Consider the following 22,826-nt stretch of genomic DNA (forward strand, 5'->3'; position numbering starts at 1 on the left):
AACATCATGATTTAAATAGGTTTAAACGTGAAATAGTGACCCAGTTCTTATCTGTAGGAACTGATTCGACTTTATGCAATCATCTGATTGTTATTTAGATCAATAAGTTCTATTCTCGAACGCTATATTTATAACAGGAGTAGGCTAGTGAATAAGTTAGTCATTGCTGCAGGTATTGTGGCAGTTGGAGCTGGTGGATATTTTTATACTCAGCAGCAGGCATCTCAAAGCGTTTCAATTCTCGATCAAATTCCAGCAGATTCTGCAATCGTAGGTGTTCCGCTGAAACCTGTACAGTTGGACAAGTTTCTTGGTTCTGTAGACACCTTCCCGACCATTGATGAGTTCATGGAACTGTCGCAAACCGATCCTGAGCGCATGACTAACCGCGAAACCTTCTTCTATGCGTTGGCTGAAACTTACATAAAATCGATTGAGAGCGTCGAGGCTTACAAAGCAGCTTTCGGCGCACCTGATATGATCAACAGCTACATCTACATGGTGGGTATTGCACCTGTCATGAAGTTTGATGTCGAAAACGAACAGGCTTTCTGGGCGACGTTCGACAAAGCTGAATCAAGCAGCAATTTCAAGCACACAGCCAAGAAAATCGGCGATGTTTCTTACCGCTCGTACAGTATTGCGGATGAAGATGGTCAGACTAAGCTGGAGCTGGTTGTAGCCGTTCATCAGGGAATGGCAACGCTAACTCTGGACTCAGCAGATTTCGGCGAACTTAGCCCGCTTAAAATTGCTCTAGGTATCGAAGCACCTACGCAATCTATCGCTCAGGCTGAAACCATCAAGCAACTTATTGCTAAACACCCGAACCTAAGTGACGAGTCTGTTGGTTACTTTGACCATCAGCAACTGGTTACTGGCTTCACTACAACGGATGGCAACCTGCTTGCTAAACATGTAGCGAAAATCAGTGAGTTGGTGAAAGCTGACGACCCATCTGCGATTAATCCGTTTGCAGAAATTCAGACTGAACAGTGTAAAACTGAGTTTGCTGGCATTGCGGCGAACTGGCCTCGCACCGTATTTGGAGCGACAGTGAATGATGGTGGTCTGACAATGGACGCTAAGTTTGTTGTCGAGAGCAACAACAAAGTCATTCTGGATGCACTGAAAACTATTCGTGGTTTCATCCCAAGCAGCGCACAAGATAGCGCACTATCATTCGGGTTAGGTATTGATGTAAACAACCTGACTCCTGCGCTGAATGCCATCTGGCAGGATAGCCTTTCCGTACAATACTCATGTGCACCACTGGCAGAAATGCAAACGGGTCTTAGTCAGGCAAACCCTGCAATGGTCGGTATGGCAACAGGTTTTGTTAATGGTCTGAAAGGCATCAGCTTTAACTTGTTCGACTACGGTTTCGGTGAAACTGAATACGGTGAAGAACTGAATAAGCTTGATGCATCAGTCTCTATTTCGGCAGACAACCCAGTCGCGCTTTTCCAAGCTGCGCAAATGATGGAACCGTCACTGGCTCAAGTTCAGATCCCAGCAGATGGCACACCAGTCGAGTTACCACCTCAGTTAGCAGCACAGTTTGCTGACATCGGTACTGTTTACGTTGCCTCTAAAGGTAGCCACCTGACGATTTACACTGGTGAAACAGCAACGAAAGAATCCACCAAACTGTTTGATCAAACGCTTGAAGCGAATGGTCTGTACAGCATCTACTTTGATTATGGCAAGTTGTTTAAGCCATTTGTCGATATGGTAGAGCGCAGCGGTGAACCTGTTCCTGCAGAGCTTGAACCATTCATTCAAGATGATGTAAAAGGCGACGTTAAGATGGACGTAACCGACAAAGGCATCGTTTTCGAAATGAACAATGTCACTTACTAACCGACATTTTTCTGAATAATGAACAAGAAACCACCAAATTTTGGTGGTTTCTTTTTTGGCTCTTATAAAACAACACCGCAGACCAGTCAGAAGCGGGATCTACGTTCTAAACTATAACCATTTAATTGCTTTAACTGCGTTGCATTTCCTTTCTTTCGTCCCCACTATTTTTTACAATCTAGCCAAAATATTATTATTCAAATTTCGGAGTCCAAATGAGCGACGTAAAGCACTGTAGTCTTCTAATTCTCGGTTCTGGTCCTGCGGGTTACACCGCGGCTGTATACGCTGCCCGAGCAAATCTAAATCCGGTTCTTGTTACTGGCATGCAGCAAGGTGGTCAGCTAACCACAACGACTGAAGTAGAGAACTGGCCAGGCGACGCAGAAGGCTTGACTGGACCAGGTTTGATGGAACGAATGAAAGAACATGCTGAACGTTTTGAGACCGAAATTTTGTTCGATCACATCAATGAAGTAGATTTCAGTAACCGTCCTTTCCGCCTGAAAGGTGATTCTGGCGAATACACCTGTGATTCACTCATCATCTCTACTGGCGCATCGGCAAAATACCTTGGTCTTGAATCTGAAGAAGCGTTTAAAGGTCGCGGTGTATCAGCATGTGCTACGTGTGACGGATTCTTCTATCGCAACCAGAAAGTAGCCGTAATCGGTGGTGGTAACACTGCGGTTGAAGAAGCACTTTACCTTTCTAATATTGCTTCTGAAGTACACCTGATTCACCGTCGTGATTCATTCCGCGCAGAAAAAATCCTGGTGAAGCGCCTGATGGATAAAGTCGAGAACGGCAATATTGTTCTTCACACGGATCGTACTCTGGACGAGGTACTCGGTGACGACATGGGTGTAACTGGTGTTCGCATCAAAGATACTCAGTCTGACAACACAGAAGAACTGAACGTAATGGGCGTATTCGTTGCTATCGGTCACCAGCCAAACACTGGCATGTTTGAAGGTCAGCTAGACATGAAAGACGGCTACATTGTCGTAAAATCAGGTCTTGAAGGTAATGCTACACAAACGAGTATTCCTGGCATTTTCGCTGCGGGTGACGTGATGGATAACAACTACCGTCAAGCCATCACTTCTGCTGGTACAGGCTGTATGGCAGCTTTGGATGCAGAAAAATTCCTAGATGGTCTGACAGACTAATGAATCTCTAGTTTTGATGAAAAATCCGGCACAAATGCCGGATTTTTTATTTTTATTTTTCCCACTTCACTCCGTAATCCTGCACAAGCTGATATAATCTCCCCCCACAAAACATAATGATTTGAATTTAAAGTCTTCTTCCATGGACAAACATAAGCAGCGCGCCTTAAATAAATGGCTCAAGCAGCAAAGCAAACTCGCCAAACGCTGGTTAATGATTACCGTCAGTCTGGGCGTCGTTTCCAGCCTGTTTCTTCTTGTTCAAGCCGCTTTACTGGCTTCGATTCTTCACCAATTAATTATTGAGAACGTCGACAAATACGACCTGATACCGCATTTCGCTGGTTTAGCAGGAGCCGTGGTTGGACGCGCCATTTGCAGCTGGGGGCGTGAACTCGCTGGTTACCGCTGCGGAGAGCAAATTCGTGTTTACGTACGCCAGCTGATCCTAGACCGCTTACGCGAGCTAGGTCCTGCGTATGTTAAAGGCAAGCCTGCCGGTACATGGGCAACATTGCTACTAGAGCAGGTAGAGAATCTTCAGGACTTTTTCGCTCGATACCTTCCTCAGGTGTCGCTGTCTGTACTTGTCCCATTTGTTATTCTCGCCGTGGTTTTCCCGACCAACTGGGCAGCAGGTTTAATTTTCCTGATTACTGCGCCGTTAGTGCCTTTATTTATGGCACTGGTTGGCATGAAAGCCGCCGATGCTAACCGCAAAAACTTCAAAGCATTGCAAAGACTTTCGGGGCATTTCTATGACCGTTTGCAGGCAATGACCACAATTCGTCTTTTTGACCGTGCAAAGTCAGAGACTGAAGTTATGCGAGGTGCTTCTGAGGTGCTTCGCTCCAGAACGATGGACGTGTTAAGAGTTGCGTTTCTGTCTTCCGCTGTTCTTGAGTTCTTTACGTCGCTCTCCATCGCCATCACCGCGGTATATTTTGGTTTCGCCTTTATTGGCGAACTGAACTTCGGCTATTACGGCGCGACCATTACCCTTTTCTCTGGTCTTTTCATCTTGATCCTGGCTCCGGAGTTTTATCAGCCTCTTCGCGACTTGGGTACCTTCTATCACGCAAAAGCACAAGCGATGGGCGCGGCTGAAAGCTTAGTAGAGTTTTTGGAAACCGATGTCGACAAAATTACATCAGGCAGTAAGCCTGTTGAGGCGAAAGCACCAATCTCCATAGCGGTGAAAGACCTGAAAGTGTTCAGCCCTGAAGGCAGCCAATTACTTGGTCCTGTTTCTTTCAATCTTGATACTAACCAGACCACAGCCATTGTGGGTCCTAGCGGTGCGGGTAAAACCAGCTTGATTAATGCGATTTTGGGCTTTTTGCCTTATGAAGGTCGCATCGAAATCAATGGGACTGACCTTAAAGAAGTCGATCTGGAAAGTTGGCGTAAAACCATCAGTTGGGTGGGTCAGAACCCGCTACTACTCAATGGTTCCATTCTGGAGAACGTGACATTCGGTCGAGATGTTTCCAACGACGCACTGGCTCACGCGCTAAAAGACAGCTATGCAGATGAATTTGTTGATCAGCACGGTCTAGAATACATGGTCAGTGACCGCTCTGGCGGCTTGTCTGTTGGTCAGGCACAACGCTTGGCTCTCGCACGTGCAATGTTGCAAAACGGTCAGTTCTGGATTCTCGACGAACCGACGGCAAGTCTGGATGCACGAAGTGGAAAACTCGTATTGGCAGGTTTAGAAAGCCGAATTGCCGAGAAAACAACGTTAATGATTACCCACCAGCTTTCTCCTTTGAAAGACGTAGACAACATTCTCGTTATGGAAAATGGGTTGATTGCCGAACAAGGAAACTTTGAACACTTGAAAGTGCAAAACGGGCTCTTTGCCGAGATGCTGAAGTCACACCAAGAATCACAAAATGATAAGGGGAATCTGGATGCGTGATTTACTGCCTTATCTAAAACTTTATAAGAAACACTGGTTTGGACTGTCTCTTGGCATGTTGCTGGCGTTTGCCACACTGTTCGCATCCATAGGTCTTCTGACTCTTTCAGGCTGGTTTATCGCTGCATCTGCTGTTGCAGGTTTAACCATTGCGCGTGAAACCTTCAATTACATGTTACCCGGAGCCTTTGTCCGCGGTTTTGCTATGAGCCGAACGGCAGGTCGCTGGGGAGAGCGTGTGGTCAGCCACAACGCGACATTCAAGTTACTGACTGATTTACGTATTTTCTTTTATGAAAAACTCACCCCTTTGATCCCGGGTAAAGTCGCTAACATTCGTGATGCAGACCTGCTAAATCGTTTGGTTGCCGATATCGACGCTATGGATCACGTCTACCTGAGACTGATCAGCCCGCTGGTTGTGAGTGTACTGGGTATTGCATCCCTCACTCTTTTCCTGTGCTGGTTTGACCCTGTATTGGGGCTGACGTTAGGTGGAATTCTTCTTGCTCTTGTTCTTATTTGGCCTGTGATCTTCTACAAGCTGGGCAAACTGAACGGACAGCAACTGACGCTGAATAAATCTGAACTTCGAATTGCAACGCTGGACTGGCTTCAAGGTCACTCTGAACTGGTGCTGTTTGGTGTGGAATCGCGCTACCGTGACAACATCGACAGCAAACAATCAGCGTTAATGGAAAATCAGGCTAAGCACGCACGCATTACTGGCCTGGCAAGCAGCCTGCTGATGTTAGCCAGTGGTTTAACCTTGGTTCTGATGCTCTGGATAGCAGCCGATGGTGTGGGCGGTCGAGCGCCAGATCCTTTCATCGCGATGATCGCTTTCGCCACCATGGCGAGTTTTGAAATTCTGATGCCTGTTGCGGGTGCATTCCAGTATCTGGGTCAGACGGTAACGTCTGCTCGTCGACTGAACGAAATCATTCACGCGGATCCTGAAGTTCAGTTTGTTACCAATGAAACACCTCAACCTGACAAGTTTGATATCCAGCTTTCTGACGTCACCTTTGGATACGAAGCGGATGCACCTGTTCTGAATAATCTGGATCTGCACGTCGGGCACGGGCAAAAAGTGGCGATTGTCGGTCAGACCGGTTCTGGAAAATCGACCCTTTTGCAGTTGGTAACGCGAATTTGGGATGCGCAGTCTGGTCAGGTTGCCATTGGTGGTCGCGACGTAAAGCAGTGGAGTGAAAGTGCTCTGCGTGCCTCTACTTCCGTCGTCAGCCAACGTGTCGACGTTCTCAACGGCTCACTTCGAGATAATCTCACCATTGCATTACCTGAAGCAGAAGATGCTCAGTTGATTGATGTTCTCGAGCAGGTTGGGTTATCCAAACTGAATGAAGACAAAGGGCTGGATACCTGGTTAGGTGAAGGCGGTCGTCAACTTTCTGGAGGAGAAAAGCGCCGAATCGGTATTGCACGTGCGGTGCTGCGTCAGTCGCCTATTGTATTGATGGATGAGCCGACAGAAGGCTTAGACAAGCAGACCGAACAGCAGATGATGCAGTTGTTTGATAAACATTTCAGCGACAAGACAGTTATCTTCATCACTCACCGCTTGGTTGGGCTGGAGAAAATGGACCTAGTTTGTCTGATGGAACAAGGTCAGTTTATTGAAACGGGCAGCCACGCGGATTTGATTCGCGAACAGGGTCGCTACTATCAACTCTGCCAGACACTTTAGTCAGTAAAACTGTACTGTAAAAGCCAGAGCCAACAAAGCTCTGGCTTTTTTCTACCAGCGCGAAAACTGATGGTAATTGGATACGTCGATGAATTCAGGCTTAATCAATACCAGCTCTCTTTCAACTTTTCCCCCGTTCAGCAACCCCAACCCAATTTGCACTGCTTCCCTACTCATTCGCTTAGGAAATTGCGCTGATGTACCCAACCAGTTGGGGCGCTTTTCCTCCAAAGCCTGAATAGCTGATGGCGCACCATCAACCGAAGCGATCCAGACTTGCTCACCGGACTGAAGCATTGCCTGTTCAGCGCCCAAAGCCGTCGGGTCATTAATCGCGAAAACGCCATCGATGTCCCTGTAAGCCTGAAGCGCGTATGCCATGGCTTCCAAGCCGCCGTTATAGCTGCCCGTTCCATTGATGTCTGCGTCCAGTAAATTGATGTCTGGGTAGTCATTTAGCACCGACTTACACCCCGCCACTCTGTCGAGACTGGCTGACACGGGTGGACCGTTAATGATGATCACCCTGCCCTTTTCATTCAGCTTCTTCACTAATTTCAGGCACGCCATTTCTCCAGCCTGAATGTTGTCGGTAGTAATAGTGACATCGGCACCCGTTGCCCTTACATCGACCGCAATCACTCGGATGCCAGCCCTTCTCGCCTTATTCACAGCCGGAGCGATTCCCTGCTCATCAGATGCTACCAGTAATATCAAATCCACCTTGCGCTCAATAAACAGGTCAATCTGCTGGTTCTGGCGATCTAAGTCGTACGCACTGGAGCGGACAATCACATCGATCTTTTTATCAGGTATCTGGTTGGCTTCCGCCTTAATGCTTTTCACCATAGTGACAAAAAACGGATTGGTCAGATCAGACACGGACACTCCGATTGAATAATCGGAACTCGCGGATGCGCGACCGTTAACCAGGAAAAGCAGTAAGACAAAACACAACACAGATTTGTACATAGAAGAAACCTTTTCCTTATATAGCTGGTTACCTATACAGAGTAATCGCTGTCCGATCTGGCTGCAAATTAGGCAACATTGAGCCCCGTTTATCAAGCGGCAGTACCTGCTGTTCCCGGTTCAACCGCCCCCGTCATGATCGCCACCGCATCCGACATTGTATGAGTCTTTGGTGTAATGATATCGGCTCGCTTACCCAATCGGTGAACGTGAATTCGATCAGCGACTTCAAACACATGGGGCATGTTGTGGCTAATCAATACCACAGGCAAACCTCTGTCCCTCACCTGTCGAATTAGGTCGAGTACTTTTCTTGATTCTTTCACACCCAATGCCGCTGTAGGCTCATCCATGATCACAACTTTACTGCCAAACAAAGCAGAGCGAGCCACTGCCACGCCCTGCCTTTGACCGCCAGATAGCGTTTCTACAGTTTGAGTAATGTTCTGAATGGTCATCAACCCGAGATCGGCAAGTTGCTGCTTTGCACGCTCATTCATGGCTTTTTTATCCAGCATTCGAAAAACCGAACCTAACACCCCTTCTCGGCGGATTTCACGACCGAGAAATAGGTTATCGGAGATATTCAAAGCGGGTGCGACAGCAAGGTTCTGATACACCGTCTCTATCCCCATGTCTCTTGCACTCATGGGAGTTTTGAAAGACACCGTTTTGCCGTCTAGTTTAATTTCTCCTGCATCCGGTATCAGCGCGCCTGAAAGCGCTTTAATCAAACTGGATTTGCCTGCACCGTTATCGCCGATAACAGCCAGAATTTCCCCTTTGTACAAATCAAAGTCTGCGCCATCTAAAGCGGTAACTCGACCGTAACGTTTAACCAGACCTCTTGCCTGCAATACTGGTTCACTCATACCGATACCTTCCTAATCCAGTGGTCGACACCTACAGCAACGATGATTAATAACCCGACGGTAAATTCCTGCCAAAGCACATCTACCCCCAAGAGTGCGAGTCCATTTCTGAATACTCCGACAATTAAAGCGCCAATTAGGGTGCCAAATATGGATCCTCGCCCTCCAAACAAACTTGTTCCACCAATGACAACGGCGGTAATGGAGTCCAGGTTAGCGGTGTAGCCTGCCTGCGGGCTGATGGAGCCAATTCGTCCGATCAATACCCAGGCTCCGATAGCACAGATGAAACCTGCAACGACATAGACCGACAGCAAGATCTTTTGCGTTCGTATGCCTGCTAACCTTGCGGCGTCTGGATCATCACCTGTGGCATAGACATGTCGTCCCCATGCCGTCCAGTTAAGGGCATACCAAATCACAGCAAACAGTAAAATCATCAAAATAGAGCCGTAGGTGATTCTGGCACCAAAGAACTCGATGGTTTCTCCCATCCACTGAAGCAACGGCGCATTTTTGGCGATGGCTTGAGAACGTATCGTCTGGCTATTGGAATACCAGAGATTCAGCGCAAAAAAGATGTTCCACGTACCAAGTGTTGCAATGAACGGGGGCAGTTTGAACCGAGACACCAGCAGACCGTTAATCAAACCTGCGAGCGTCCCGACCAGCATTCCAATGGCAAATGCAATAGAAGGCGGTAGCCCAAAATCCATTGCCATACGTCCCATGACAACAGAGCATAAAACCATAATGGCACCGACCGATAAGTCGATCCCTGCGGTCAGGATAATGAGAGTCTGTGCAATACCCAACACACCAATGATGGTGACCTGCTGGAGAATCAAAGACATGTTAAATGGATGAAGAAATCGCTCTCCGATGAGGAAGCTGAATATTGTGACCGCGAGAATAAGCACCAGAAAAGGCGCGGCAGTCGGCTGATTGTGCAAAAAGCGCTGCACAGACAAACCCACAGATGCCGATTCATTGAACTGGGCAAAACTTTTGTCTGCGTTACGTTCGGCGGCTTTTTCAAAATTGGGCTCGGTCGAAGAAGGGGGTTGGCTCATAGTGTTGTCCTTAACTCTAATCTGAGAGAGCCAAAGGCTCTCTCAGGTATTCACTTGGTTCTTTCCTTAGGCGATTAGCCCCAGCACTTACCAAGACCTTGCGCAGAAGTTGATGATTCAACACCGTTAACTGGCTCATCCGTGATCAGTTCAACCCCTGTGTCAAAGAAGCCTTTACCCGGAGTCGCGCCCGGTTTTACGCCCGATTTGGCATATTCAGCAATCGCTTCCACACCGAGCGAAGCCATTTTCAACGGGAACTGCATGGAAGTGGCACCAATGACTTTATCTTTGATGTTCTCGACACCCGGACAACCACCATCGACGGAAACCAATAGGACGTCTTTTTCTTTACCCACCGCTTTAAGTGCTTCATAAGCCCCTGCTGCCGCAGGTTCATTGATGGTATAAACCACGTTGATACCCGGATCTTTTTGCAGCAGGTTTTCCATCGCACGGCGACCGCCTTCCTCTGACCCCTGAGTAACATCGTTCCCTACGATACGCGGGTCATCTTCATCACGCATTTTGTTGACGTCTTTCACATCGACCCCAAATCCTTTCAGGAAGCCCTGATTACGTGCAACGTCAACCGTGATGCCTGCGGTGCTGAGATCCAGCAAAGCAATTTTGGCATCTTTGGCTTTTGCACCCATTTTTGCTTTTGCCCATTTACCGATCAGCTCGCCTGCTAAGAAGTTATCCGTTGCAAATGTTGCATCCGCGACATTAGCTGGAGAGAAAGGTGTATCAAGCGCAATAACCACAATACCCGCTTTACGTGCTCGCTCAATGGAAGGAGTTAATGCAACCGGATCACTCGCCACAATCAGAATGCCTTTTGCACCTGATGCAATCAGGTTTTCGACTGCCTGAATCTGTGAGTCGTTATCGCCATCGTAGCGCCCGGCAAAAGAACGTAACTCAAGACCAAGCTCATTCGCTTTCGATTCTGCCCCTTCTTTCATTTTTACAAAGAATGGGTTGGTGTTGGTTTTAGTGATAAGTCCGACGATGGTTTTGTCAGCAGACAGAGCGGATGGTGCGCTGAACATGGCAGCAGCCAGTGCTGCAACAGTGAACATCTTTTTCATGATTGATTCCCTTTATCGTTATGCCAAGGTGTTACCTTCCTTGGTCGGCTACCCAAAATTGAATTGGGAGAGACAAGAATCAAATGAAAAAACTAATGAATGATTTCAGAGTAAGGAAATCTCGTTAACAATTGTAATAAACCACTTAACTGATTGTTCTTTAAGTTACTTTTATAAGGGATTGAAGGATTTCAAATTGGAAAGGTTTCGGGATAAATGTCCATTCAGTATCAAACTGGTGATGTTTGATCAGTGCTTCGACAGGTAATCCGGAGGTGAGTATTACAGGAAGATCCGGATGCATTTTCATTAAATGCAGCTTTAAATTGACGCCGTCTTCCGGTGTACCCAAGTTCACATCAGAAACCACCAGGCTACATTCACTCTGTTGCAAAAATTCCAAGGCGGACTGAACTGTTGATACGGTGTAAACTCTCAGATTCAGGGATTGCAATTGTTCATGGATAACCTTCCCAACTTCTTCGTCATCTTCCACTACCAGTACTTGAGAGCCAGAAGATAGATTCACGACTGGTGAAAGCGATTTATCTTCCGGCTCTTGGTTATCTGGGGTAACACCAATCGGTAATATCAGGGAGATTGTCGTTCCCTTTTGCGGGACAGAATCTATTTCAATCTCTCCGCCACTTTGGGTGACAAAACCATAGACCATACTCAGTCCAAGACCACTTCCTTCACCCGTTTGTTTTGTTGTGAAAAATGGCTCCAGCGCACGCCGCTGGGTCTCCGAGCTCATTCCTACACCGGTATCCGACACTTTTAAGCAAACACTATCCTTGGTTGTCTGGGAGGTCGAAAGCGTGAGTGTTCCCCCTTCTGGCATTGCAGCTGCACTGTTCAGAACCAAATTCAGTAAGGCATTTTCCAACTGGGATGGATCTACATGAATGTGCGTGTCTTTGAGTTGTAGAGAGGTTTTTACCTGAATACTTGGTGTGACACAGTACGCAGACAGATCCAGTATGCCCGCCACCAAATCATCCACCGCAACCCACTCCGGATACAACTGTTGCTTGCGACTGAATGCCAGTAAGCGCTGCACGAGGTTAGTGCCTTTCTCAGATACCATTAGCGCGCGAGCCAGATACTTTGCCTGACGCTCATCTACACCTTCAGACATTTCCAGTAGCTGTAGATTACCAATCAATGATGCAAGCAAGTTATTAAAATCATGCGCGACACCACCGGTTAGCTGACCCAACATTTCCATTTTTTGCGATTGGTGCAGTTGTTGCTCTATGGCTTTACGTTCAGACAGATCGCTGTACAAAGTAACAAACCCGCCTTCTGGCATGGGCTGGCTGCGAAACTCAATGATTCGTCCATCATTAAAATAACGCTCAAACACCGCTGATTTGTCTTTACGTTCCCGATTCAGCCTTTGCATCTCCAGGTTTTCCTGCATCAGATTTCGTGTTCGAAAAGGAGTTCTGGCCATTAAATCCTGCAATTCATCAAGCGACATTCCAAAGGAGACTTCCCGCGCTTCAAGCTTAAACAACGTCAAGTAGCGATGGTTCCACGCCACCAGCCTGTCCTGGTCATCAAACACACTCAAGCCATCCTGAATGTTGTTAAATATGGCTTCCAGCAAATTCTTTTGAGCCTGAAGATCTTCCGTCATTCTTACCTTTTCGACCGCTTCAGACTGAAAAGCCCCAAAGGCTCTCGCCAATTCTCCAATTTCGTCATTACGCTGGATATTGGCGACCGCTACGTTGGTGTCACCTTTGGCAAGACTGGACATTTCATCGGTAACTGTTTTCAAATCACGAGTAAGTACAGAGTTAAACCGGTGAAGGTAGATACTGCTTACCAGCAACAAAACAATAATGATCGAGATAAACATGGTCGCCCGGTCAATGGCGCGCTCCGACTGTTTCTGCTGAAAGCGTAAATGTTGCTGCAGTGCGATAACGAATTCGTGTACAGATACCGTCATTTGATCTGACTGGGCGCGAATGGACGAGAGAAGATAAGCATTATTACGACGAATCTCCGCGACCTTTGATTGCTGAAGCCTTAGCTCAGCCAATATTTTTGAGATTTCTCCAAAAGAAAGCACCCGCGCGAAGTCTTCCATCTGCTTGATCAAAACCTCTGGCACTCTCATCGGGTTAGTCGTAAACGATTCTAAGAAAATATTGCCTTGTGAATGCGAGGATAGTGGTTGCAACTCAAATTGTAGAGCCAGTAAATCCTCTCGCGTAAAGAGCTCCTGAGTCACGTTAGACAGCAGCCCCTGTATCGATGCATCCAGCGTTTCTACCCGCTTCAGTAAGGTATTTCGGGCTTCGACGTTGTTTAAATGTCGGGCAACGGCATTAAGCTCGGCAATTTTTTCTTGCAGGCGCTGAGTTTCATTCTGCACATGAAAGGGACGAGCAAAATCTGCGGCATATGGCGCCATAGCGGCGACCTGAGCCACACTCTCTGAAAGGCTGAGCGCAGTATTAATGTCTTCCAGCGTAGCAGACGCGATGTCGTCGATCAGTGCTTGGTTTTGCTGTGTGGTATAGATAAAAACACTCGCCAGCGACAGAGTAAGAAGCAAAGTGCCGACAACGGAAAGCAATAACTTGGTGCGAATACTTTGCAAGTTAACCATGGGCTAGCCAAGCATTACGACTTTGCTATTAAAAACGTAACCCACCCCACGCTCAGTCTGGATGAAATTGGGAAGACGCGGGTTGGTTTCTATTTTCCGACGTAATCTCAGTATCAGAACATCAATAGTTCGATCCTGAGAGTCGGATGCGAAACCCTGTGTTTTATCGAGCAGTTGGTCACGGGACAAGACGCAGTTTGGCGAAGAAACGAAAGCTTGAAGCAGGGAGAACTCACCATAAGTGAGGCTGACTTCTTTCCCTGAGGCATGATGTAATTGACGAGTGGTGATATTGAGTGTCCAGGGTCCAAACTGATACTGGGTATGATCCGATACCACTTCAACAGGCTTAGGCTGGGTCAATTCTGAACGTCGTAGTAGCGCGTTCACGCGGGCAATCAGCTCACGAAGATTAAATGGCTTCATCATATAATCGTCTGCCGCCACTTCCAGCCCAATTATCCGATCCGTTTCGTCCCCCTTACCAGTCAACATCATGATGGGAACAGCACTTTCTTCGCGAATGGATTTGGCAACCTGTAAGCCGTCTTCTTGCTTTAGTCTAAGATCCAGTAAGATTAAATCTGCTGTATCAGCTTCTAGAGCCTGAAAAAGTTGGGCACTGCTTTCAGCCTGCACAACATTGTGTCCCTGTTGTGTCAGGGCATCATCCAGCACATCACGAATATCCTGATCATCATCGACCACTATGATTCTTCTTACACTCTGTTCCCTGAGTTGCAAAATTCGGCTTCCTTAATTAAAGGTTCAGAAGTTATTTAATTAACACTCAATAACAACATTTGGCTAACAAACACTCGAAATTTGTGATTTGTATTAAGTCTAGCCGAATATAAAAAACCCAGCGCAAGGCTGGGTTTCAAAGGAGTTAGGGCGAGAGATTAAGCGTATTCGATTTCGAACTGCTTCATAAATTCTACCAAGGCTTGTACGCCTTCAAGCGGCATTGCGTTGTAAATAGAAGCTCGCATACCACCTACTGCACGGTGTCCTTTTAGAGCTTGAAGGCCTGCCTCTTCCGCCAGTTCTAAGAACTTGCTATCCAATTCTGGTTTCGCCAGTTGGAATGGCACGTTCATGCGAGAACGGTTAGAAGGATGAACCTGATTTCGGTAAAACTCAGAGCCGTCGATATAGTTGTACAACAGCGCCGCTTTTTCTTCGTTCACCTTTTCAATAGCTTCTACACCACCTTGCTCTTTCAACCACTCAAAGACCAAGCCAGACAAATACCAGGCGTAGGTTGGTGGCGTGTTGAACATGGAGTCTTTTTCTGCCAGAACCTTGTAGTTCAGGATGCTTGGCAAGGCTTCCGACGCCAGTTCAAGCAAGTCATCTCTTACAATCACGATGCAGATACCAGCAGGACCGATATTTTTCTGCGCACCTGCGTAGATAACACCGTACTTCGACACATCGATTTTACGAGACAGAATGGTTGAAGACATGTCTGCAACAATCGGTTTGTCGGTAACAGGCAAATCTGTGATTTCTACACCGTCAATAGTTTCATTCGGACAAAAGTGCACATAAGCAGCGTTTTCATCGATTTTCCACTCCGAAGGTGGAATAACTGCAACTTTTCCGTCTACTTCGGTTTTAGCGTTAATCACGCGAGGAGTACAATACTTCTTCGCTTCTTTAACCGCACTTTCCGCCCAGTAACCTGCGTCTACATAATCTGCGGAAGGTTTGTCGCCTATCAGGTTCATAGGCACGGCTGCAAACTGAGCTCGCGCTCCACCATGGCAAAACAGTACTTTGTAGTTGTCTGGAATGGACAGAAGGTCGCGTAAGTCTTGCTCTGCCTTGTCAGCTACTGCAATAAACTCTTTGCTACGGTGGCTGATTTCCATTACCGATGTGCCAATACCGTTCCAGTTAACGTATTCGGCTTGTGCCTTTTCCATGACTGCTTTAGGTAGTCCGGCTGGACCAGCACTGAAATTGTAGATCGGTTCCATGATGAGGGATGCTCCTGCTAGGTAAAACGTTTCCCAAGTAATAACACTTTTTCACATATTGAAAAAGTAAAAATCTACAGTAAACACAAAAAAAGAAGTCTTTTGACTTCTTTTTTTCTTCAGTGAGCTATTTCCTGCAAATATCTCTATCTTTGCCCAGCCATTAACGGCATAAACAATGCAAGAAGAGGAACCTGTTTTCCACTTTCAAAGGTCACCTGGCCACCATTCAGGTTGGCATTCAGGTCGACTCCTTTGTCACCTTCGGTTGCAAACTCCATAATCAGCAGTTCATCAATGTTCTCGCGAACATATGGATATGCTTGCAACAATTCATTGGAGATATGAGCATCCAGCTTGCCTTCTACTACGTTCAGTAGAATGGAAGCATTTTGTGAGACATTTTTCTGCCCTGCTGGAACCACCAGTTTCCATGCAGACTGAAAATCGCCGCCATTGAGGTTAACAGCAAATTTATTCAGCTCTACTTCAAGCCCAGCCTCAACCAGTTGATCAAGCAGTGGCATGCTTTGCTCAACTTTTTCTGGAGTTAACTCTGCACCAGATTGGTAAATGGACAGTAGCTGCTCTAATGCATCACTGCGAATGCCGTTAAATGCAAAGTCCAGCTTCACTTTTTTAGCTACATTCTCACCCGAAGTCGCTTCTTCAATCGTTAGTACTTGCTGGTTATCAAACGTTTCCCCAGTTTCAGCTTTCACAGAGGTAATCATGTAATCCAGTTCACTTAGCTGGAATTCATTCTGGCCACCGGCAGTTTTTAGCGAAATACTCGCCAAATCCATCTTCTGTTCACCAATCCAGATCCCCTGCTCTTTTTGTCCATTGCCTTTTGCGGTGAACCCTGAAACCACAAGTTCATCACCATTGGCAAAGTTAACCGAAGAGAAAGGAATGGATGCTTGGTAGTCTAAAGCGCCAGAAATAGATGCACTGCCAGTGGCAGAATACTCGCCGACGATAAGCTCTGACCCACTTGAGTCAGTAAAGTTGAACTTACGACCCACTAGCTCGAAATCGGTATCACCATTAAGTTTGCTTTGGGTGGCTAATTCGAACTGCACTAACTTCGAATCTTTCACATAGGAATGCGCGTCTATTGATAACAATCCATGGCTGATGTCATGAACCACATCAATAGAGATTGGTAACCCATCTTTCTCAAGATTCTCTGCCAACAGTGGATCTGTGATGGTGTAACGTGTGATTGCCTGAGCATAGAAATAGCTTCGGTCGTACTCAACCACTTCGGCTTTCACGCCTTCACTGTTGAGCTGCTGAATACCATTTTCAACGATAGTTTGTGCAATTTGACCAACAGCCAAAGGCCAACAAGCAGTTAGCGCAATAGCACCACCAATGGCGCCAAGTTTCTTAAGAGAGTGCATGCGATAGGAAATTAACAATTAAAAATGGCAGTCTACCCTAATTTGTTCAGCAATGGGAAAGCCGAACAATGAATTTTTGTTAAGAATAATCTTTGAGTTACGTCAGCGTTTTGTCAGATAACCGCAGCTATCGCCTAGAATACTAACCACATCTCATATCGAACTGCATCTTCTTGGTAGATTTAATTTATCTCAAGGAGGTGCTGTGAAAGATTTTGCGATTTTATTTATCGATGATGACCAAGAAAGTGTTCGTCGCTTTGAATCGGTATTCGCCCCTTTTTACGATCATTTCGATGTTCGTTTCACGTGCTCTATTACAGAAGCGAGCAGCGTGGTTGAAAAGCTTTCTCAGGCTCAATCTGGGCTGGCAATGGTAATAGCAGCGAACAGACCAAACATTCTGGCTTCTGATTATCTCATTCAGATTGGACAAATTCCCGAAACAAAACATGCCCGTAAGGTGCTGCTAAGTGATGGAAATGACCTTGAAGACATTCTTACCGCAGTAAATAAAGGAAGATTGGATCACTGCATAACCGAGTCGTCTGATACGCAGTCCATTACCAAAAGCCTGGTGCAGGAACTGACTGACTTTATTCTGGAATACCCTGAACAGGACTGGCTGAAATACAGTAAAATCCTCGACCAGGGGAGGCTAGTTAGAGCGCACATTGAAAACCGTATCCATCGATTTCAGTCTGGCTTTCTTCATGATTGCCATAACCTCACTGATGAAGCGCTGGCTGAAAAAGTTATCGGCGCCCTAAGTGAGTTTTTCTCTTCCAATGACGAAACACAAGCGATACGAACGTATTCCGCAGATCACCTCCTCACAAGGGAAGGAACACCCAACCACTTTTTGTGGTTTATTACCTCTGGTCAAGTCGCGCTGTACAAGAAGGATGAACTCGGGATTAAGCGGGAGGTGGTTCGACACCAGAAGGGCAACTTAGTCGGCGGCATGTCTTTTGTTACAGGAGAGATGTCTTTTTCCACGGCGATTACTTTGAGCCAGACCCGCGTCATTAAGCTTAGCCGAGCCGAGTTCAATAAAGTGATGCATTCAGACTCCGAACTGCTTCCTCTCTTTACGAACCTTCTCTTGCGTCACTTTAATCGCCGCTTGCAGCGCAGTATTGATACCAAACTTGAACTGCAAAAGTCACTTGAGTCTTTGGAAACCGCGCAAACTCAGTTGATCGAGAAAGAGAAGATGGCGGTGCTTGGTCAGCTCGTTGCAGGTGTCGCGCATGAGCTAAACAACCCTGCCGCCGCTATTTTAAGAGGTGCGGAATCCCTGAGCCTCGCCATTCAGGCAATTGTTGAACCGGATCAGCCATTGGAAGATTCCGATCTTGCTCGGAAGTTGCTTTTGTCTTCATTAAACAATCACCCGGAATCTACCGCCACACAACGGGAACATGCTAAAGCGATAGAGAAACAGATTGGTGATAGAAGGATCGCAAAGAAACTGGTGAAACTAGGGCTACATAAAGATGAGTTAGTGCTAAACAAGCTTATGGCTTCAAACGAATTAGATAAGACACTGCCAAAGCTTGAGCACTATTACACGGTTGGAAATACCCTTCGTTCTTTGAATGTGTGTGCATCACGAATTACTGACATGGTTAAAAGCCTAAAAGGCTACGCCAGAGACGAAGGTGAGTCTATTCAGGACTGCAATATTCTTGAAGGGTTAGAGGATACTCTGACAATGTTTGAAAACCAGCTCAAGCGATACAAGCTCACAAAACACTATGAAGAGTTACCTGTGCTGCGATGCAACCCCAATGCTTTGCAGCAAGTATGGACGAACCTAATCTCTAACGCACTCGATGCTTTACCTGACAAAGGGGAGATCGTCATATCGGCAAAGCAGGAATATTCAGACCAAAGAAACTGGGTGGTGGTTGAGATACAAGACTCGGGGCATGGCATCCCTCACAACATTCTTCCAAAGATTTTTGACTTAAACTTCACAACAAAGAAAGAAGGTAACTTTGGGTTAGGCATCGGGCTGTCTGTTTGCCAACAAGTTGTTAAACAGCATGGAGGTAAGTTGATTGCAGAGTCAAAGCCAAACCAATACACCCGAATACGAGTGATGTTACCCACTCATTCTGAATCCAAGGAGCACACACAATGAATCAGTATCTAATACTCTGTGTAGACGATGAGCGCGAAGTTCTGGACAGTGTCATCCATGATTTAGAAGCGCTGGATGAATTTTTTGAGCTTGAGGCTGCAGAGTCCGTTTCAGAAGCAAAAGAGATCATCGAAGAGAGTGCGAACAACGGCATAAATCTGGCACTGATACTGTGTGACCATATTATGCCAGAGCACTCGGGTATCGATTTCCTCATTGAGCTCAATCATTCAGATGAAACTACCCATGCCCGAAAAGTCCTGTTAACAGGTCAGGCAGGGCTCGAAGACACAATCCAAGCGATAAACCAGGCTAATCTGGACTTTTATATTTCAAAACCCTGGCATGGTGAAGACCTTCTTAACACCATAACTCAGCAGCTCACTCAGTTCATTATTGAAAATGACACTGAACTTTTACCCTGGGTTCGCATTCTAAACGGAGAGAAAATCCTCGAAGCCATCGCGGCAAAACGCACTGAATTTGGTGAATAGTGGGCATTTTCCATCAAATAGAGCAGAAAACGCCCACAGAAATGGAATTTCTTTCAATTTTTTAATGAATCCTCGTTAGGATGCATTATCATAAACCGTAATAATTCAAGGAACTTCATGGTATTGCCATTAAGGCACTACCAGAACCAACTAAAGAAGGTTTGTCTAAATTATGCGTAAGACACTGTTAGCCATTGGTCTGATGGCAGTATCTGCTTCTTCATTTGCTGCGGACAAAGACGAAGTCGCGTCAATGAGCAACTTTAACTACGACTATGCTGAAGCGCGAATCGGTGCCAGCCCAATGACTTTTGGTGGTGGTTTCAGTAAGTCAATTCATCCTAACGCACATATGGTTGCGACGGTTGATTCCAAATTCAAAGGTGATTTCAACCTGTCTGCTGGTTTCGGCTTTCACGCTCCGGTAAATAACTGGGCAGATCTAACAGGTGAAATGCTGTTCCGCGCGGTTGATAACAAAGATCAGGACATCGACACAGGCATGCAGATCAACCTTGGTGTTCGCCAATGGTTGGGTCCACAGCTAGAAGTGGGTGGTAAAGTGGGTTACGTGTCCATTAAGCAAAAAGACGAGTGGACAGGTTCTGTATACGGTCGCTTCCACTCCACCGAACTATTCTCAATTGGTCTGGAGGGTCTACTTAATGACTTCTACGGCGACCAATTTATGATGACAGCAAGATTTAAGTTTTAATCTTTCTTCTTCCTGAATTTAGAAAGCCAGAGATTTTAGTCTCTGGCTTTTTTGTGCTCGTTTTTCGGTGATTGCTGGTTCAATTTGTCTAGATGTATAAAGCCCCAACTTATAGTTGGGGCTTTGAGCTTATAAGCTATTTTTTCTCGGTTTAAATTCCGCTCTTAACTTTTCAAGCCTATGGTAGTTATGACCATCAGAGGTCATCCATTGCATTCTATTAAAGTCCACAAAATCAATATAATCAGGCTTATGCTTAACGTGAATATCGAAAAAATCTCCTAGTATATAGTCAGAACCTAGTTGGGTTAAATCATAACTAATTCTGCATTTCCCATTAAAATCTAAGGCATTCACTGGGGGAATCACATCACCTGTAGATGAATATGCATATGACATACTAAGTTTTGGAGAATTACCACCAATATAGTCGTTTGTGATATCAAGAAGCTCACAGTTTTTTCCATACTCAAGATATAAAGCAGGTTCAGAAGAACTAGTGCCTTCTTCATACACTGCTCTTATAGATACACTGGAAGGGATTTGGAGCGGACTGAGATTTTTTTTCACAGTAAACAATTTCCTTCCTTCATCATATGTCAAATATAAAGGATTGGATTCTGCATCTTTTTGATGCTCTGTGACATCCAGAAATACTAGGTCTTGAAAGATCTTTTCTTCAATAACATGCGAATAATCTTGGGTTGACTCATTTACATCTTCAGTCAGAGGATCATCCGAGACCGGGGTATTAAAATAGCCAACCGATTTAGAACGTACACCATGGATATCAGTAAGTTCAATCTGAATTTGCCCCAAAGCTTCTACTTCTGTATTCACGACTGAAAAGTTCAACAGTGAAGTAGATTGATCACGGGTTACTTCAATTCCATATTCACCTATTGCGTAATTTCCAACCTTTATGTATGCCTCAGCGCTATTGCATCTCGTAAATACATTATTAGGAAGAGCAGTAATCAGTAATTCACCGTTTTCAAACTTTAGCTTACGACAGTACGTCAAATTTGAATCACTGACATCTATAGGGTTGGATTTAAAATAGTATTCTTGACTCTCCAATAAACTTAACTGATCTACATAAGTTTGCTGAATCACATTGATATCGGTAATTTTCTCAAGGCTTGTAGAAACAACAGCTAGAGCACTGCCATCATCGCCCATTACTTCGTGTTGGAATCTGATGCTTATAGGATATTGACCATTTGCATTATCAGATATGTTACCTAACAGGATCCATGCTGATGGGTTATCAAGTAACTCTAACTGTTCCTGACTCAACTCAAAACTAGTGTGTAATTGAGTTAAAAATTCGCTAGGAATGTCTTTTACTTCTATTAATAGGAAGCTTCCCAAGTCGCTAGAAGCCTCTATTTGGTATCTCTTTTCGCCTATAGCTCGCTCTTGCTCCATCACTTGGAACATTCTTTCTGGTTCTATCCCAACTAAAATTAATGATCCAGGAATAAACTGAGCGTCAAGCCTTTCTGACAAACTTTCAATTGCATTAGTCCCAAATTCAGTTAGGACTGGTAGAGCGTACTTTGGCTTTACCGGGACTTCAAAATCTAGATATGCGACTCTACCTTTTCCAGAAGAAACGCTCTCAGTAACTTTTAAAACAAACTTTGTTTCTAGTGGTTCATTAGGGAACCCTTGGATAATCAATTTAGCAGGTTCGTACGCTTGATGTACAACATCACTCTCCCCTAAAACTTCATCAACCGCAGCAATAGTTGTAATGCTTATTCCATTAATTACATCTACAGTATTTCCCGAAGTGTTAACGATTTCAAAAGTTACTTCATCCGAAAACAAATTATCCAACTCAAAAGTTTGCTCAGGAATTACATCACCAACTGTAACTCCTGCCTTTGAGATATTTTCGTATAAGCGACTAAATTCCTCTTGAATTGGAGTAAGTCTTACAACTGTATCAACATTTTCTACATAACCAAACCCGTCACCCAAATCAACATAATCAGCGGTGAAGAACAGCTTTTCATTACCCAACTGCGACGGTGTTAAAGCACTAGCTTCATCAACGAAATATGGTAGTAGCTCTATAAGAAACTGATTGTTACCATTCTTTTCCGCCTCAACAAGAGACTGAGCTACTTTATGCAGCTTTTGAGCGACATCAGCATTTTTACCACTCTTTTCCGCTATAAAATCAAAATGCCTTAGATCTATGTCCTTTCCATTTAGTATGGGAGATAGCTCGTTTAGTACACTTTGTGTAGCTTGCTCGACATATGCTTCTATGCTATCGGTACTACCAGCCTTTAGCTTTAGAGCCTCCTCATAAATTAATTCAGAAAGTGGAGATACTATAGTTGTTCCTTTTAAAGCAAACAATTTAAAGCCAGTCATATCGATATGCGCTGGAAGATCAAGATCTTTTGTTTGACCCGGGACTGATGTTGCTACAATAGGACCTGTAATATCAGAGTTTTTTATCTTAAACTCACCTCTTTCATTGGTATTACCAACGAACTCATCTGAATTAATCGCACCATCATTATTCTTATCAATATATATATTTGCGTTAGCTAAGTAGCCATCAACGACTTTAATATTCGTAAAGCTAGAAGCAGCGCTATTAGGCTTATTATTTTCAGAAGTTTCTGTTTTATCTGACTCGCTAGATTTATTACAAGCAGTCAAAAGTAAGGCAGGTAGAATACTAGCCAGTATTGTACGTTTCATATTTCACTCCATGAATAAGGCTAGGTATTACTACCCA

General features: G+C 45.2%; 16 protein-coding genes. 7 read left to right on the plus strand and 9 right to left on the minus strand.

What is annotated here, in order from left to right:
• The first annotated feature begins 147 nt into the window (after positions 1-147).
• The 4 genes from QMG91_RS11125 to cydC all read left to right on the plus strand — a co-directional run bounded on the left by QMG91_RS11125 (position 148) and on the right by cydC (position 6,670).
• On the plus strand, positions 148-1,863 hold the full coding sequence (locus QMG91_RS11125) for a hypothetical protein (protein ID WP_281826492.1): 1,716 nt from the start codon (positions 148-150) through the stop codon (positions 1,861-1,863).
• A 215-nt stretch (positions 1,864-2,078) separates the two neighbouring features.
• The gene (trxB, locus tag QMG91_RS11130) at positions 2,079-3,035 is read left to right on the plus strand and encodes a thioredoxin-disulfide reductase (protein WP_004408195.1); all 957 of its coding nucleotides are present in this window, start codon (positions 2,079-2,081) and stop codon (positions 3,033-3,035) included.
• 142 nt (positions 3,036-3,177) lie between these two features.
• Positions 3,178-4,959, plus strand: coding sequence for a heme ABC transporter permease/ATP-binding protein CydD (gene cydD / locus QMG91_RS11135; RefSeq protein ID WP_281826495.1), 1,782 nt, complete (start codon positions 3,178-3,180; stop codon positions 4,957-4,959).
• A complete protein-coding gene (gene cydC / locus QMG91_RS11140; RefSeq protein ID WP_281826497.1) occupies positions 4,952-6,670 on the plus strand; it encodes a heme ABC transporter ATP-binding protein/permease CydC in 1,719 nt (572 codons plus the stop codon). Before cydD ends, cydC begins: the two co-directional genes overlap by 8 nt.
• A 51-nt stretch (positions 6,671-6,721) precedes the next feature.
• Here cydC and QMG91_RS11145 read toward each other — a convergent pair whose 3' ends face one another.
• From QMG91_RS11145 to QMG91_RS11180, 8 genes are all read right to left on the minus strand, one after another.
• Positions 6,722-7,642: an ABC transporter substrate-binding protein gene (locus QMG91_RS11145; RefSeq protein ID WP_281826499.1), complete on the minus strand. Its 921-nt coding sequence runs from the start codon at positions 7,640-7,642 to the stop codon at positions 6,722-6,724.
• Between the two features lie 92 nt (positions 7,643-7,734).
• On the minus strand, positions 7,735-8,514 hold the full coding sequence (locus QMG91_RS11150) for an ATP-binding cassette domain-containing protein (protein WP_004408201.1): 780 nt from the start codon (positions 8,512-8,514) through the stop codon (positions 7,735-7,737).
• Positions 8,511-9,587, minus strand: coding sequence for an ABC transporter permease (locus tag QMG91_RS11155; RefSeq protein WP_022596352.1), 1,077 nt, complete (start codon positions 9,585-9,587; stop codon positions 8,511-8,513). The genes QMG91_RS11150 and QMG91_RS11155 overlap by 4 nt, the downstream gene beginning before the upstream one ends.
• Positions 9,588-9,661: 74 nt before the next feature.
• On the minus strand, positions 9,662-10,681 hold the full coding sequence (locus QMG91_RS11160; RefSeq protein ID WP_281826502.1) for a sugar ABC transporter substrate-binding protein: 1,020 nt from the start codon (positions 10,679-10,681) through the stop codon (positions 9,662-9,664).
• A 160-nt stretch (positions 10,682-10,841) separates the two neighbouring features.
• Positions 10,842-13,310, minus strand: a complete 2,469-nt coding sequence (locus tag QMG91_RS11165; RefSeq protein ID WP_281826504.1) for a PAS-domain containing protein — start codon at positions 13,308-13,310, stop codon at positions 10,842-10,844.
• A gap of 3 nt (positions 13,311-13,313) precedes the next feature.
• A complete protein-coding gene (locus QMG91_RS11170) occupies positions 13,314-14,054 on the minus strand; it encodes a response regulator (RefSeq protein WP_281826505.1) in 741 nt (246 codons plus the stop codon).
• Positions 14,055-14,212: 158 nt separating this feature from the next.
• On the minus strand, positions 14,213-15,295 hold the full coding sequence (gene serC, locus QMG91_RS11175; RefSeq protein WP_004408208.1) for a 3-phosphoserine/phosphohydroxythreonine transaminase: 1,083 nt from the start codon (positions 15,293-15,295) through the stop codon (positions 14,213-14,215).
• Between the two features lie 146 nt (positions 15,296-15,441).
• The gene (locus tag QMG91_RS11180) at positions 15,442-16,704 is read right to left on the minus strand and encodes a DUF945 family protein (protein ID WP_281870028.1); all 1,263 of its coding nucleotides are present in this window, start codon (positions 16,702-16,704) and stop codon (positions 15,442-15,444) included.
• A gap of 205 nt (positions 16,705-16,909) precedes the next feature.
• Here QMG91_RS11180 and QMG91_RS11185 point away from each other — a divergent pair, with 205 nt between their 5' ends.
• The 3 genes from QMG91_RS11185 to QMG91_RS11195 all read left to right on the plus strand — a co-directional run bounded on the left by QMG91_RS11185 (position 16,910) and on the right by QMG91_RS11195 (position 20,062).
• A complete protein-coding gene (locus QMG91_RS11185; RefSeq protein WP_281826510.1) occupies positions 16,910-18,853 on the plus strand; it encodes an ATP-binding protein in 1,944 nt (647 codons plus the stop codon).
• Positions 18,850-19,347, plus strand: a complete 498-nt coding sequence (locus QMG91_RS11190) for a response regulator (RefSeq protein ID WP_281826512.1) — start codon at positions 18,850-18,852, stop codon at positions 19,345-19,347. Before QMG91_RS11185 ends, QMG91_RS11190 begins: the two co-directional genes overlap by 4 nt.
• 172 nt (positions 19,348-19,519) lie before the next feature.
• On the plus strand, positions 19,520-20,062 hold the full coding sequence (locus tag QMG91_RS11195; RefSeq protein ID WP_022599658.1) for a hypothetical protein: 543 nt from the start codon (positions 19,520-19,522) through the stop codon (positions 20,060-20,062).
• A 129-nt stretch (positions 20,063-20,191) separates the two neighbouring features.
• On the opposite strand, the gene QMG91_RS11200 is transcribed toward QMG91_RS11195, so the two are convergent.
• Positions 20,192-22,789: a hypothetical protein gene (locus QMG91_RS11200; protein ID WP_281826514.1), complete on the minus strand. Its 2,598-nt coding sequence runs from the start codon at positions 22,787-22,789 to the stop codon at positions 20,192-20,194.
• Positions 22,790-22,826 lie beyond the last annotated feature (37 nt).

Source organism: Vibrio nigripulchritudo (assembly GCF_027924785.1).
Classification (GTDB): domain Bacteria; phylum Pseudomonadota; class Gammaproteobacteria; order Enterobacterales; family Vibrionaceae; genus Vibrio; species Vibrio nigripulchritudo.

What these genes read in the sequence shown, in the direction of transcription:
- cydC (WP_281826497.1), top strand. Translation starts at nt 4,952, where the DNA reads ATGCGTGATTTACTGCCTTATCTAAAACTTTATAAGAAACACTGGTTT.
- QMG91_RS11160 (WP_281826502.1), bottom strand. Translation starts at nt 10,681, where the DNA reads ATGAAAAAGATGTTCACTGTTGCAGCACTGGCTGCTGCCATGTTCAGC.
- QMG91_RS11180 (WP_281870028.1), bottom strand. Translation starts at nt 16,704, where the DNA reads ATGCACTCTCTTAAGAAACTTGGCGCCATTGGTGGTGCTATTGCGCTA.
- serC (WP_004408208.1), bottom strand. Translation starts at nt 15,295, where the DNA reads ATGGAACCGATCTACAATTTCAGTGCTGGTCCAGCCGGACTACCTAAA.
- trxB (WP_004408195.1), top strand. Translation starts at nt 2,079, where the DNA reads ATGAGCGACGTAAAGCACTGTAGTCTTCTAATTCTCGGTTCTGGTCCT.
- QMG91_RS11155 (WP_022596352.1), bottom strand. Translation starts at nt 9,587, where the DNA reads ATGAGCCAACCCCCTTCTTCGACCGAGCCCAATTTTGAAAAAGCCGCC.
- QMG91_RS11165 (WP_281826504.1), bottom strand. Translation starts at nt 13,310, where the DNA reads ATGGTTAACTTGCAAAGTATTCGCACCAAGTTATTGCTTTCCGTTGTC.
- QMG91_RS11145 (WP_281826499.1), bottom strand. Translation starts at nt 7,642, where the DNA reads ATGTACAAATCTGTGTTGTGTTTTGTCTTACTGCTTTTCCTGGTTAAC.
- cydD (WP_281826495.1), top strand. Translation starts at nt 3,178, where the DNA reads ATGGACAAACATAAGCAGCGCGCCTTAAATAAATGGCTCAAGCAGCAA.
- QMG91_RS11150 (WP_004408201.1), bottom strand. Translation starts at nt 8,514, where the DNA reads ATGAGTGAACCAGTATTGCAGGCAAGAGGTCTGGTTAAACGTTACGGT.
- QMG91_RS11200 (WP_281826514.1), bottom strand. Translation starts at nt 22,789, where the DNA reads ATGAAACGTACAATACTGGCTAGTATTCTACCTGCCTTACTTTTGACT.
- QMG91_RS11195 (WP_022599658.1), top strand. Translation starts at nt 19,520, where the DNA reads ATGCGTAAGACACTGTTAGCCATTGGTCTGATGGCAGTATCTGCTTCT.
- QMG91_RS11190 (WP_281826512.1), top strand. Translation starts at nt 18,850, where the DNA reads ATGAATCAGTATCTAATACTCTGTGTAGACGATGAGCGCGAAGTTCTG.